The organism is Pedobacter hiemivivus, from assembly GCF_004331685.1.
Classification (GTDB): domain Bacteria; phylum Bacteroidota; class Bacteroidia; order Sphingobacteriales; family Sphingobacteriaceae; genus Pedobacter; species Pedobacter hiemivivus.
Window position 1 is genome coordinate 476,108 of the sequence record NZ_SJSM01000001.1, and the last position, 14,138, is coordinate 490,245.

Below are 14,138 nucleotides of genomic sequence, written 5' to 3' on the forward strand. Positions count from 1 at the left end.
TTTTAAAGATTAACGTAATGTTATGTTTAAACCAACGACAACGCTAGTCACTAATGGGTATACTCCGTAGGTTAGCGGTTGGTTAGCCAATCCTGCTTGTATAGCTGGGGTTGCATTCACACTCAACTCAGGATCTGTTCCAATCCAATTGGTAACGGTATGTAGGTTACGACCGCTAGCAAACACCGACAAACTGCCTAACTTTAACTGCTCTGCAACTTTAGTAGATAAATTGTAGCTAAGTGTAATGTCCTTTATTCTCCAATAGTTCTGTTTTGTTGGATAAGCATACAAACGTGGGTTCGAATAAGTTAAAGAAGGCGCCTCATTATTGTTGTTTGTTGGTGTCCAATAGCTAAGTTCTCTTGGTATATTTACACGACCGCCATAAGTTTGCAGGTTTAGTAATGGATTATTGATCAAGGATCCCTGAGCAGTTTGAACGAAAACACTCAGACCAAAATTTTTGTATTTAAAATTATTGATCATACCACCTGTCCATTTAGGCAAGCTGTTACCCAGGTAAGACTTATCCGCTTCCGTAATTTTTTTATCGCCATTAAGATCTGCAAACTTTAAGTCTCCAGGCTTCGCTGTTGGGTCAACATTTGAAGGATCTTCACCTGTTTGCCAAACGCCTTCTAGCTTATAATCATATATAGCGTACAATGATTTACCAATAAACCATTTGTTACCTATATCATCTAGGTTATCGCCATACAAGGAAACAATTTTATTTCTGCTGGCCGAAAAGTTAAAATTCGTAGACCAGGTAAAATTGTCATTTTTAATGTTTACTGTATTTAAAGTAAATTCTATCCCTTTGTTCGCTACTTTACCTAAGTTGTCAAAGATGCTTGGAAAACCAATGATGGCAGGTAACCTACGTCTCAATAAAACATCGTTAGTTTCGGTTTTATAAACTTCTACAGTACCCGAAATCCTACTGCCAAATAAAGAGAAGTCAACGGCTAAGTTCGTTCCAGTAGTGCTTTCCCAATTTAGTTTAGTATTTCCTAATACGCCATTAACAAGTGCAGAGCTAGATACTAATCCTGTAGTAGTTACCCCATTGTAGATATACTTGGTGACTCCTTGCGTGGTAATCGTCTGATAAGCACTGATCGCTTGATTTCCAGATTTCCCATACGAAGCTCTCAACTTGATGTTATCAATCTGTGATACATTTTTTAAAAAACGCTCATTAGAAATGTTCCAACCTAAAGCAATGGAAGGAAAGGTACCATACTTACTTGTTGCTGATCCAAAAGCCGAAAATCCATCCCTTCTCACAGTGGCTGTAATTAAATATTTACTCTTATAAGAATAATTTAAACGGCCCATTTGAGAAACCATGGCCTCTCTGGAATAGAGGGAAGTAGGTACAACTGCACCTGCTGCACCAATGTTATTGAAGGATAAATCATCATTTACAAATGTGGTCCCTCTAACATTTAATCTCGTATATATCTTCTCTTGTGCACCATACAACGCGGTTACATCGAAATGATGGTCATTCCAATCTTTATTGTAAGAAAGGATGTGTTCTAACAACCAGCCTTCAGTTTCTTCTTTTTGTACACTTGCAGTTCCCGAGAATGTATCACCTGCATCGGGGCCGGAGTAAAAATCGTCCTTAGTAGGCTGAAAAGTATAATTTCCATTAAACCTATACTTTAATCCTTTAATAAAAGCTGGCTTAACTTCGGCATAAAAAGTACCATTCAAGTTTTTGTCACGATTGTTTACATCTTGATTTAAACCCAGCAATGGGTTTCTGAAAAGAGTTTCACCAAACATAGGAAAAATCGTATAATCCCCATTTGGCTCACGTAAACGTCCATAAGGGCTCATCTGCAACGCACTACTGTAAGTTACCGTTCCCCCATCCGCATTACTGTTGGCGAAAAATAACGAAGTACCTGCCGTTAACCATGAGGTAACTGTTGCATCCAAATTGGAGCGTACAGAAGCACGAGTAAATTGATAGCCTTTTAATACCCCCTTTTGCTTCTGATAAGCACCAGACACAAAGTATTTAATCTTTTCTGTACCCCCTGAGATGCTCAAGTTATGATCTTGAATACTACCAGATTGAGAGATTTCTTTTAACCAATCTACTGTAGTACCGGTATTATAATTGGCAATTTCATATTGGTTAGGTACTGGCGGATTGGCAACTGGTCGATTACTTTGTCTTAAAAATTCTAAATATTTCTCCGCATACTCTGGTCCACTTAAGGGGTGTAAATTTTTGATCTGATACTCAGGTCCTCCATAAACACTGTATCTAATCGTAGGCTCTCCGGTTTTTCCTCTTTTTGTCGTGATTAAGATTACACCACTAGAACCACGTGTTCCATAAATAGCTACTGCTGATGCATCCTTAAGAATCTCAATAGAAGCGATATCATTAGGGTTAATGTCATTCATAGAGCCACCCAAATTACTAAATGGCACTCCATCAATAACTGTCAGTGGTCCAGTACCCGCATTGATAGAGTTCACCCCTCTAACCAATACCGTTGGCGAACTACCAGGTACAGATGAGGGTGACGAAACATTTAATCCTGCTGTGGTACCTTGAATGGCAGATAGCACGTTGGTAACTGGCAAACCAGCTAATCTTTCCTTTGGCACTGAAGTTACCGATCCGGTGATATCCGAACGTTTTTGCGTACCGTAACCCACGACCACCACCTCGTTCATTTGATATTTACCTTCATCAATTGACATGGTTACATTGATGACAGATTTGTTCCCCACACTGATGCTTTGTTGAACATAGCCTACATAGCTAAACACTAAAGTAGCACCTTCGGGTGCATTGAGTTGATATTCACCAGAAGCATTGGTTTTAGTACCAATCTTGCTGTCCTTAACCGTAACAGTAACGCCCGACAATGCGGAACCGCCTTCGCCCTTTACTGTACCTTTAATTAATATATCCTTAGCATTGTTAATGTTTATGTGCTTAACTTTTGTTTCCTTAACAAATTTCTCCGAAGCCGCATTTACGCTTGAAGAGAGTATTAAAACAGAAGTACATAAAAGTGCGTGCTTTAATAGTTGTTTTTTCATTCTTTTGAGTTAAAATTTTTAATAATTACAGGGATAAAATCCCCGGACTGGTTTCATCTTACTACTAATTTTAATTTGTTTCCCTCTTCATATCTTGTTTGGTTTAGGTTTAGGTATGCTTGTTTATATTTGGTTGTATTGAAAGCTTTTTTTGAATAGGCTAGGAGTTGACTTTGCTCATCAGTTCCGACTCTTGCATACTGTTCTTTTTAAATGTGGGTAACCAGCGTTTGATCAGATGTCCGTAGAAAGCATAGAACACCAGGTAGAGGTAACAAGGGAATAATATCCAGTAGGCGGTCCTTACATCATACAAATCGGCTACATGGCCATATATCAATGGAAAAATCGCACTTCCACAGAGTGCCATAATCAACATGGATGCCCCCACCTTTGTAAAGCGACCCAGGTTATTTAAAGCCAAAGGCCAGATCCCTGCCCAAACCAATGAATTGGCTAAGCCCAACAACACGATAAACCAGATGGAGATATCAATAGAATGACCTAAAATGGTATAGGTACCGGAACTGTAAATAATTAAAAGCGTTAATACTGCGCCCAAAAGGGTGCAAAAGCGCAGCACATTGACTTGTGAAATGTATTTTGGAATCAGAATAATTCCTAAACCATAGCCTATAATGGTGGTAAACAACGTATAAGAAGGAAAAACCTTCGCTTCCATAATCGGCATCCCCATCACACTTGCATAACCAATAATTGTATCAATGGCAATGACCTGTGTGCCTACATGAAAGAATATGGCTAAAACACCTAATATTAAATAAGGAAAATCAAACAGGCTTTTTTTATCCGCATTGATGATGGTTAGCTCTTCATTCTCCTGCTCGGTATCGATCTCTGGCAGTGGAGAGAAACGGATTAAAATACCAAGTGTAGCCAATACGGTACCCAAAACACCATATGGAAGGATTACCCTTCTAATTAATTCGTCTAAAACTACGCCTCTTTCAGTCGCTCCCATTAAAGGCAATTGCTTTAACATTTCGTTATCAGCAACCTTAAATATCACATGAGCAAATATGAGTGGAGCCAAAATACCAGCCCCTTTATTACATATGCCCATAAAGCTAATGCGCTTTGCGGCTTTCTCTATGGGACCTAAAATGGTGATGTAAGGATTCGCAGCAGTCTGCAATATGGCTAAACCAGATCCTATAGTAAATAGGCCAACCAGAAACACTTCATAGGTTCTACCCAGTGCGGCTGGGATGAATATAAATACTCCTATAGCCATTACCCACAGGCCATACATGATCCCTTTTTTAAACCCTACCCGTTTCAACAAATAAGAAGAAGGCAACGACATGATAAAATAAGATATATAAAAAGCAAAGGCTACAAGGTAGGATTGAAAATTGCTCAATTCGCAGGCTATCTTGAAGTAAGGAATTAAGATTGCGTTGATCCAGGTAATGAAACCAAAGACGAAAAACAAGCCCCCCAGAATAAACATGGAAATTAACGTCTCTCTTGAACTAAGTGAATTTACTTTTACTGACCCCATCTGTTTTTTTTATTTAAACATCGCAATTAAATCATTAATAAAAAGGGCTATCACTATTACGTTAACGTACCCGTAAATAATTTAAAAAAATTCGCTTTGATTATTTTTTAATTAAAGCGAATTTCAATACTCTTAACAACCTGCCTATATTTGGTACGTCGAACGTGTTAACGTTAACGTACACGAATATATAAACTTTTTAATTAAACCAAAACTTTTATTGTTTTTTTTCTTCTTTTCCAATTGCGCACACAGGGTGTGCGCAATTGGAAAAGGTCGACTTGGCAGAGACTTTCAACTACCTGATCGGAATTTTCATAAATTTGCGCCTTTTAAAACCTGTAATTCTTTTGATGATCAAATCTATTAGACGGCAACATGCCAAATTGATCGGCAGCAACGCTGACACTACGCTACAGGCCAGGATATTTCATGAAGTAAGTGTGATTGCTATGATCGGTCTTCCTTTGGCATTACTGGTAAATTTGGTCATAAAGGTTCCATTGGTCAATGTCGCACTTTCAACGGCCTGGATTGTCACTGTAGCGATGTACATCAATTCCCGGTATTTTGGAAGGTTGCGGCTTAGTTTCATCCTATTTAGCGCCGGCACTAACGTCTTGATGGTATTTAATTACTTCATTAATTCAGGCATACACGGTCCTACATTAATACTTTACCTCCTCTCACTGGTTTTTACATTGTCGGTAATGCCGACCCGACAGTATCTATTTTGGATGCTAATGAATGTGAGTTTTGTTGGTGGGCTATTGCTGTTTGAGTATTATAACAATGAATTTGTCAAAGTCTCTTATACAAAACGTAGTGATTTGTTCCTAGACACAGCGACTACTTACATCTCTGTAGTCGTGTGTATAGGTGCGGTACTTTCTTACCTGATCAACAGTTATCAGCGGGAAAAGAATAATGCGCTGACAGCTTCCCTAGCTTTAAAAGAAGCCAACGATTCTAAGACCAGGTTATTGTCTATTTTATCTCATGACTTGCGTTCTCCACTCAACTCCATCGCCATTTTTTTAGAGATGCTTAACGAATATGATTTGTCGCCAGAGGAACGCCGCTTTCTGGAAAACAACTTGCTCAATGAGACAAAAAATACGCAGGTGATGTTGCAGAATTTACTGAACTGGACAAAATCGCAAATGGACGGAGGCATCAGCGTAAACATGGTGAGACTGAACTTATCTAACGTCGTATCTTCCTGTCTGCTTGTGCAGCAAGCAGCCGCGGATATAAAAGCTGTAGCGATCGTTGCAAATATTGACCCATCCATTGAGCTGACTGCAGACCTGGATATGCTTAAGTTGGTGATCAGGAACCTGGTAAATAACGCAGTAAAGTTTACCCTTTCCGGGGGAGAAATTCAGCTATACAGTTCTTATGATTCCGGCTACGTCAAGTTACACATCATGGATAATGGCGTGGGTATCCCTATAGCAATGCAGGGAGATCTTTTTAAGCTGAATGCAGTATCAACTTATGGCACAAACAACGAAAAAGGTATTGGGCTTGGCCTGAACTTGTGCAAAGAGTATACGGAGATGCAGAAAGGCCGGATCAGCTTTAATAGTATACCTGGCAAAGGAACGACCTTTACATTGGAATTTGCTGATGATAGCAAACAAGAGACTAACGTTCAAGAGACAAACCTCGTAAAAAACCAATAGCAACCTAGCATTCCTATTAATAGGATAATATAAACCCAGAAGTTTAACGGTTCAGTCTTTTTCACTATTGTTTCCTGCTTAGCCAGTTGTTTCTCCTCTGCTTTCAATTTATCAGTTTTCGCTACATTCACTTGCTCCCTGATATTTTGAATCTGATAAAACCCACTATCATTCCAGTACGTAAAGATCTGCGTTTCTTTATTTGCAGTTTTAAAAAGCAGCTGACTCGATTCCAGCTGCTTTTCCGATGATTGCTTATCTATAGTAGTCGTTTTACTTGTCTTATTAAATAAAGCGCAACCAAATAAGCACCCTACAATAGCAATAAATATTCTCTTCATTTCCTATGTTTTTGTAAGCCAATCCGCAAAACAATACACGCTCCTCTTATGTCTCATTCTCCGATAAACCCCATCCCCTTCCCTGCTTCCATTTAAATTCGTATTTCCTTCGATCGAATAAACCCAGTCATTCCTTACCTCTTCGACGATGCCGCAATGACCAACTCGCTTCAAATGCTCAAAATAGATCCCCAACACCATTCCAGCCACCGGATTCTTGGCAAGCCGATCTGCGGGGAAAAGTGAAGGACTCCAGGCCGTACGCGGTTGAGCATATCCAGCCTGCCCAAAACACCAGGAAACAAACGACGCACACCATGGCACTTTTTTAAGTCCCACATGCGCATTGTACTGGTCCACCCGCAAACCAGCGTTTTCCGCAGATTCCCGAATGCCAATTTCTTTTTTAGCTGTTTCGATGACAGTTCTTTTGTCTCCATCAGCTATACGATTGCCGTCAGCACCCCAACTGCTGCCAACAACAGCAAAGCAAACGATGCCCAATAAAATCCTAATTGTTGCCATAACGCTAATTTTTTAAAAGATAAAACCATCTCAGTTAATAAAGGCAACCCTAAAGCCATCCAAAAACTTTGTAACAGCCACCAACATAAACCTGTCACGATCAGAAAGCAGATCAGGCTGATTAAGATCAACAACCAGATATTTGGATCAATAACACCCATCATAGGATCCCAATTCATAATCACACGCTGTAAGAGCGGCCACAGCAATAAGCATAAGCCAAATAATAGATAGGGCATATAGTTTCTCCTGGAAACATCATCCTTCGTTATTTTTAAAATGTTCATCCTATTTTGTTTTAAGAAATGTTAAGAAAATCAGGCTGTATCGTTAATCCGGACTAACGATACAGCCTATTCATTTAGGTCATAGCAACAATCATGATCTTTCCTACATACTTGCTGTTCGATACCAGTCCTTTTTTATCTATCGAACTAAAGTTGATGTAGCCATGCACATAATCTTCACCAAATTCTGGCGGCAGCTGCAATTTAAAGACCCCTGCAGAGCGTGGAGCAGCCCCCATTAGGCTAACAAATTCACCCTTTGCGGGGTTGTACACCAGCAAGTTGGCCATATCTGTTGCAGCTCTATACTTGTTATCATCGCTATCTGCATTAGTACTCCATTCAAAATCCACTTTACCCTCCACTGTGGCCGCGAGGTTCATTTCAGCAGGCAACTTCAATTTACCACGAGCAAACATTACTTTTGTGTAATCCATCTCAAGCACTGATCCAACAGTTGTAACAGCTTCTTTTAAGTGGTAGGAAACTGCTTCGTTCATAGGTGATTTTGATGCAGATCTGTTGCCATAGAACAATTCTATAAAGTCACTAAATGAACTTAAGAAGCCTGTAACCAGGCCAAAACTGGAACGTTGAGTAGCCTGGACCTTAGTGGCAGGCTTATTGCTAATCCTAGGCAAGGCCCGGATTACATTTAGGTCTCTAAAAAAGGCACCCACAACGGTACCGACCTTTTTTCGGAATCCGCCGAGGATCCCATGTCTGATAATTCCCATTTTTTAAAAAATTAAGGTTTAAAAATCTATTAGTTATGTTGTCCGTTATCAGCAATCCTGCAGTATCACCTTTCACAAACAACAGCACAAATAAACTACAAAAGACATCGCTTGTCCAGTTGGGGGGAGTTGGGAACTCCCCCCTCTAAATTTGGCAAAAATGGCTTTTAAACCTATGTCAGCGGCGCGTTCTTTTCTTGGGAATTTCTGTTATCGCCCGACTTTTGACTTCATAATCTTTTATATGATTGATCAATTCGGCCATCATCACTACATTGGGGTCCTCATTCCCAATCATCAATGCCTTTAACCTTCCAGGACTGTAGTTGGTTCGATAAGTAGGATCAGACATCCTGGTTTCCCCAGTTACCATCAGCTTCAATAGCTCATAAATCACCCGCTGCGAAGTCAGTAAAATTCTATTGAAATTAACATAACGATCACGAACTTTTGGACGGAGGAGATAAAACATAAACCGCCAATGTAGCTCCCAACCCTTTTCCGTGGCCCATTCATCTTCCAAGACTACATCATCATCTAACGAATTCACTAGTCCATAAGGGTTCAGCACTTCAAACTGAATATAATCGGCAAGCTCCGAAGCAAATTTTACATGAGGCTCATCAAGGATACGTAACAAATCCAAATCCTCTACCAAATCAACATGGATAGGGTCAATCAGCATTTTAAGGCTCTTCAATTCTCCCGAAAGTGCGATACGCTTTCCTGAAACAATAATCCCCATAATTACGCCGCAAATCGCTATGTATCCCATCTTTTTTATCATCGCTCCGCTGTATGCTATACTATTTGAATTCTTCATTGAGTTGTTTTAACATTTTTGATAAAATGGACTTCACCGTAATTGAAGTATTCTTGACCACCTGCCTGTACTTATTCTCAATACTCTTTAGGGACAAATCTCTTTCTCCGGTGCCTGGCGTACAAAAATTTCTGGAGATGAAAAGTATTAATTCGTTTTTAGAGCAGGTTGTAATCTCTGCCATCATCAGCAATCTGAAAAAATAAGCGAGGGCATCTACAGAAATCGAAACCGACACTTTGCTCCTCAGTGCTACAGGATCAACGACTTTATTTTCATTGACCATCCGATATTTTCTATCCATTATGCTCAATTCCGAATTCACGTATTGCAGCAACACCTCTTTCACCTTAAGTTGTTTTGACTCAAACTTCAAAAATTCAGGATAATCAAACAGGATAGTCAACTCTCGTTGGTGCCGGTACAAACAATCATACTGGTCTCTGATTTCATAATTCTCTCCCATCTCTTCCTCCATACAGCTTTTACAATAAGCAATAAAACCAGGGGTATTGAAGTTTGCAGCTACCAATAAGTGCCTCAAGGGAACGTTAATATTTTCGTAGCCCCCAGTACAAAGTTTCATAATGTATTGCTGCAATTTTTCGAGATAACTGACCTGATGCCAGGTGCCGCTTCCATTTTTCAATAGATTGCTCATTTTACTGATTACGACTGCTTGCAGTGTTTTATGGGCATGGTATCTCGTCATCGCAGTCACCATTAACACTATCCCATCTTCTATTTTTCGTGCTGCAGCATGGTATAAAATGATCGGCATTGATACATTCAGATCCAGGTATTTACGGTAGTTTTGACGATGAGATTCAAAAACAACCAACACACAGTTCAAAACCATTTCATACAATTGTTCCATCTCTCTCCTGCGATCTGAATAGTCATACAAAGCATTCAGCATTAAGGTACATTCCATACAAAACTGATTTAAATGTCTGATCACCAACCTATCAGGCAAAGAGCCAAAAACTGTTTGCCTTGTAAAATGAATGATTTCGTCATTAATTTCGGGTAGGGCCGCTATCCATTGCTCAATTTCTTCGTTACTCATGGCAGCAGTCCGTGGAGACATACGCTCCAGCACCAGTTTTTGAAGCGTCATATCAGGTGGCCTTCTCATGGTTCGATCCTCCCTAGATATACACTGTTTGCTATTTTTTTCCTATTGAGAGAGATCACTGAAACATATACTTCCATGGATTTCCCAATCAACTCCTCATTAAACTGAAAACTGCATTTTTTGGTTGTCCGTTTAATGCCCCCAATAAAACCATCTGTCATTGCCAGCTCCTTATTATACAGAACCAACATAATCTGGTCATCAAATGAAGTCAATCGGCGATTAATATACTCCCAGCGTAGCTCCATCCTATCGGGAGCTACGAGTTCCATTACAGGTTCCTCCAGACCCGGTAAATCCCCAATGCTAAGTACTACTTTAGAAAAGTCAATTCCGAAATCTGGGTAATCTCCAATAATAGCCTGACTATAATTTATAGCAAAAGCAATACTTATTGCCGGTTTATCAATCGGCAAATTTTGAAAGCCAGCAATAATGTAAGGATGAAATGGAATCATCCAATCGTTCCCAAATTTAAATTTCCCTTCATTAGCGAGCTGACGGAGTGATTTTTTTCCCTTTTTCTTTTTTTTCTTTTTTGGTTTCGAGCGTACGTATGGAACTCCGTTCCAGACTACACCTACTACCGGTCCAACTAACCCTATAATTGGTCCTAAAATTCCTTTTGGTAATCTTGCCATCCTATTGCTTTTGTTTTATAATTCTTAAACCATCAAACAGTATTTTACTATTAGTTAAAATCAGCATCGGTATTTCGACCTAATGCAAGAACGTACCTCTTAGGTACATGAAAGGTACATTAGCCCTACTTGGTAGGTGGTTACACCTATGAGGTACCTCTCATGTACCTGTGATGTACCTATGATGTACCTATTTATCATAGACCCAAATTGAATTTTAGGTGGAGAGTTCCCGGAGCTGAACTTTACACAACGTTCCCTTTTCATACATCTGGTTTTTAGTGGTTTATAATATTTCGAAGCAATATATGTCACCAAAAAATTCAAGATGTCGCAAAATGTCGTTTTATGCCGCAAGCTGTCGTTCTTGGTCGCAACAGGTCGTTTCGTTATACAATCTTATCCTACTTCTCATTAAGTACTTATATAATTAATCAACAAAACCATCTAATTATGATAAATGAAGCATGCAAACGATTGCTTAATCTCTATCTATTACATAATTATTTGCATAACAATAGAATATTTATTATTTTTAAGCAATAAATTAGTCATTAACCAACTGCCAGTTGGGTTCCGTATGGGTTTGTTGATCTGTACGCTAAGCGCCACTTAACCTGTTGCGGTTTTAACAAACCATAGCATGCAACGATTATGCATTTATCCCAAAGAAGCAGCAAGCTTACTAAAAGTAGGTGAGCGGCAAGCGCAACGGATTTTTAAATCCATCCGTAAAGAAGTCAACAAGAAAAAACGCCAGTTTATTACGGTAAAAGAATTCAGTGAATACAAAGGCATTGACGAACTCGATGTACTCAATGCTTTGAATAAACTTTACAATTAACCTATCCCTATATTCATTATGCAATCCCTTATCACGCTCCAATTTATTTCCGCGCTGTTCAAAACTATCAACACTTATCCGCTACCTTATTTTACTACAATCCCTTTAAGAGGGGCAATTACAAGCCTATTTTCGTTATCCGAAAACAGGATATTTGTACAATCATTAAGCAATTACCTGGTTCATTTAGAGCTATTTGAATTTAGCCTTTTTAAAGACTTCAGTTTTGATACACTGATCCATAAATCATCTTTCTTTATGTTTGTCATGCATGATGGTCAGTCTGTTCTTTCAGATCATCTGGGTAATCCTGTCTCAGAAACTATGGGAAATAGTTGTGCTTTAAGCTATCTAAGAGTGGGTAAATACAATTGGCAATTTTCGGCCGGCGACCACAAAATGATACTCTTAACTTTTAGAGATGATTATTACATTCGCAAACTTAATGAGGTACCGCAATTTAAACCTTTAGCAGATGTCTATCAATCACCAACAGTCTCATACCTTACACTACCCCACTGTACGATTGCCAAAAGTATTTTCACTCTAATAAAAAAGCAACTCACAAAAGAACAAACGGTTAAAACCACCAAAAGCTTAAAAACTGACGTAGAAATCAGTCTTATTATTGAAAATATCCTGAGCAAATATCAGAACAGCTTAATTGCGAAACAATATGATACCAATAGCATAAACAAGCAAAAAATAGCCCAAATCACCAGATTTATTCATCAAAATTATGCGGATAAAGTGGTAGATGATTTAGTTAAGCTGGCCAATAAATTCAATATGTCAAGGAGCAGTTTTATACGTCTGATCAAAAAAGAATTTCAAATGTCACCGAATGAATATATCCTAAAACTTAAAATGACTAAAGCGATGGTAAGGCTTACAACGACTAGTAAACTGATTAAAGAGATCGCTACAGAGGTTGGCTACCATGATCCATTCCATTTTAGCAGGGTATTTAAGAAATATCATAAAATCACTCCGAGCAAGGTTGATCGTATTTGTGAGTAGATTTTACAGCTATTACATGGACAATCATTCCAATAAGACTATAAATTAGTTTAGCATTTTGGAATGATTGTCCATTTTAAATCAAAAAAAATGTGTTGAAATTTGGGTTAATGAGGGTTAATAAAATCTGTATTTCTTAACGTTAAACCATCAGAACGAGCAATCATAAAATTAACCTCTCCTGGACGGCGCTAGTCGGGACCGTGTAATTAGTGACGGTTTCGGAATGAGGTTGAAGAATACTTAAAATATGCTATTTATTATGACGACCACCTTTAGCCATATCTTTAAGCATAATCTTATAATTTTTCTTACCAAGAACCGATCCTAGTTCCGCAGATTTTTTATAAAATTCCAAAGCCTTATCGTAGTTTTTTTCTACACCTTGTCCCATTTCATAGATAATGGCAAGATTGTTATAAGCTTCAGGATGACCAGCTTCAATAGCTTTATGATACCAAAAATTCATCTTCTTTGGATTGAACCATGGATTTTCTACACCTAAGAAACTCATGTTTTCAAATTGCTGTGCATATTCATACATAGCTTCTTTATACCCTAGATAGGCTGCTTTTTTAATCAATTTAAAATATTGATCATATAAATCTCTTTTGTCTTTCGCTGTTAAATTTGACTCTTCATAGAATTTAGATTTTATCAGCATAGCTTTCGAATATATTCTTTGTCCTTTCATATTTTTTTATCAGGATGTTTAGCATTCCACCATTCTTTGAATCCGGGCGGTGCCAGTTTAGATGATGTTTTTCCATCTGAGCTCAATTCCAAAAACAAGCAGAGAGCCGTTTAATCATGAGCAGCTATAAGTTTTATCTAAAAAAAGTATTAATTGGATAAGGAATAAATGATATTGTTTATAGCAATGTCTTTAAATGGTTATCAAGATATTTTATATCAGTACTTTTACTTGCATACTGGTTATCAATTTTTCTTACTACATCTATATAACTAATGCGAAGCATTCTAACTTCCTCTCCTAAAATCCCATCTAAAAGTATTCCTGATGCAACAAGCTTATCATTTTCACTTAAACCATCTAAGTCATGCACCTGAATTATTATTTCAAACTTTCCATCTTCATACTTCAATAACACGTATTGCCAATTTGATGCGTCAATTTCAATCAAATCACCATTATCTTTCTCAAAATCAAATATCAAGTCCCATTCTTTTGGCGGCTTTGCATAATGAAATTCCCACCCAGGAATAATTTTCGCATAAGAAACAATTCCCTTTGTTACTGGCAGTAAACTGAGATCCCCTCCAGGAGATATAACTAATTGATTATCCGCTTTAGTCCCTGGTCCAATCTCCCAGGCAAAACCACCTAAGTCCGTTAACCTATCGTCAATTTCAGTTAATAACTTTTCATTATCAAAGTTTTCACCAAGGTCTTTACAGTGTTTTGAAAACCAATCCCAAAACAAGTTTACATCTAAATTAATGCTATTGCCTCCCTATTTTATAAGA

14 protein-coding genes are annotated in these 14,138 nt (G+C 38.3%); 3 read left to right on the top strand and 11 right to left on the bottom strand.

Going from position 1 to position 14,138, the window contains the following annotated elements; all coding sequences use genetic code 11:
• Positions 1-9: 9 nt before the first annotated feature.
• Together EZ444_RS01780 and EZ444_RS01785 are read right to left on the bottom strand one after the other, a co-directional pair.
• On the bottom strand, positions 10-3,081 hold the full coding sequence (locus tag EZ444_RS01780) for a SusC/RagA family TonB-linked outer membrane protein (protein ID WP_131606630.1): 3,072 nt from the start codon (positions 3,079-3,081) through the stop codon (positions 10-12).
• 160 nt (positions 3,082-3,241) lie between these two features.
• Positions 3,242-4,606, bottom strand: coding sequence for a sugar MFS transporter (locus tag EZ444_RS01785; RefSeq protein ID WP_131606632.1), 1,365 nt, complete (start codon positions 4,604-4,606; stop codon positions 3,242-3,244).
• A gap of 353 nt (positions 4,607-4,959) precedes the next feature.
• On the opposite strand from EZ444_RS01785, the gene EZ444_RS01790 reads away from it, so the two are divergent.
• Positions 4,960-6,294 carry a sensor histidine kinase gene (locus EZ444_RS01790; protein WP_131606634.1) on the top strand — a complete coding sequence of 445 codons (1,335 nt, stop codon included), beginning with the start codon at positions 4,960-4,962 and terminating at the stop codon, positions 6,292-6,294.
• On the opposite strand, the gene EZ444_RS01795 is transcribed toward EZ444_RS01790, so the two are convergent.
• The 7 genes from EZ444_RS01795 to EZ444_RS01825 form a co-directional block, all read right to left on the bottom strand.
• Positions 6,264-6,635: a hypothetical protein gene (locus tag EZ444_RS01795; RefSeq protein ID WP_131606636.1), complete on the bottom strand. Its 372-nt coding sequence runs from the start codon at positions 6,633-6,635 to the stop codon at positions 6,264-6,266. The two genes, EZ444_RS01790 and EZ444_RS01795, sit on opposite strands and share 31 nt — an antisense overlap.
• Positions 6,636-6,638: 3 nt before the next feature.
• Complete coding sequence (locus tag EZ444_RS01800; RefSeq protein ID WP_131606638.1) at positions 6,639-7,160, bottom strand: CHAP domain-containing protein; 522 nt, start codon at positions 7,158-7,160, stop codon at positions 6,639-6,641.
• Positions 7,079-7,447 carry a hypothetical protein gene (locus tag EZ444_RS01805; protein ID WP_131606640.1) on the bottom strand — a complete coding sequence of 123 codons (369 nt, stop codon included), beginning with the start codon at positions 7,445-7,447 and terminating at the stop codon, positions 7,079-7,081. Before EZ444_RS01805 ends, EZ444_RS01800 begins: the two co-directional genes overlap by 82 nt.
• 74 nt (positions 7,448-7,521) lie before the next feature.
• Complete coding sequence (locus EZ444_RS01810; protein ID WP_131606642.1) at positions 7,522-8,184, bottom strand: DUF6266 family protein; 663 nt, start codon at positions 8,182-8,184, stop codon at positions 7,522-7,524.
• Positions 8,185-8,362: 178 nt separating this feature from the next.
• Positions 8,363-9,007, bottom strand: coding sequence for a hypothetical protein (locus tag EZ444_RS01815; RefSeq protein WP_131606644.1), 645 nt, complete (start codon positions 9,005-9,007; stop codon positions 8,363-8,365).
• Complete coding sequence (locus tag EZ444_RS01820) at positions 8,991-10,145, bottom strand: hypothetical protein (protein ID WP_131606646.1); 1,155 nt, start codon at positions 10,143-10,145, stop codon at positions 8,991-8,993. Before EZ444_RS01820 ends, EZ444_RS01815 begins: the two co-directional genes overlap by 17 nt.
• Complete coding sequence (locus tag EZ444_RS01825; protein ID WP_131606648.1) at positions 10,142-10,786, bottom strand: DUF6266 family protein; 645 nt, start codon at positions 10,784-10,786, stop codon at positions 10,142-10,144. Before EZ444_RS01825 ends, EZ444_RS01820 begins: the two co-directional genes overlap by 4 nt.
• A gap of 643 nt (positions 10,787-11,429) precedes the next feature.
• On the opposite strand from EZ444_RS01825, the gene EZ444_RS01830 reads away from it, so the two are divergent.
• Positions 11,430-11,630 (top strand): hypothetical protein, encoded by a 201-nt coding sequence (locus EZ444_RS01830; protein ID WP_131606650.1) that lies wholly within the window; start codon positions 11,430-11,432, stop codon positions 11,628-11,630.
• Positions 11,631-11,648: 18 nt separating this feature from the next.
• Positions 11,649-12,650, top strand: a complete 1,002-nt coding sequence (locus EZ444_RS01835; protein WP_131606652.1) for a helix-turn-helix domain-containing protein — start codon at positions 11,649-11,651, stop codon at positions 12,648-12,650.
• Positions 12,651-12,903: 253 nt separating this feature from the next.
• Here EZ444_RS01835 and EZ444_RS01840 read toward each other — a convergent pair whose 3' ends face one another.
• A complete protein-coding gene (locus EZ444_RS01840; RefSeq protein ID WP_131606654.1) occupies positions 12,904-13,344 on the bottom strand; it encodes a tetratricopeptide repeat protein in 441 nt (146 codons plus the stop codon).
• A gap of 178 nt (positions 13,345-13,522) precedes the next feature.
• Positions 13,523-14,095 carry a hypothetical protein gene (locus tag EZ444_RS01845; RefSeq protein ID WP_131606656.1) on the bottom strand — a complete coding sequence of 191 codons (573 nt, stop codon included), beginning with the start codon at positions 14,093-14,095 and terminating at the stop codon, positions 13,523-13,525.
• Positions 14,096-14,138: the final 43 nt, after the last annotated feature.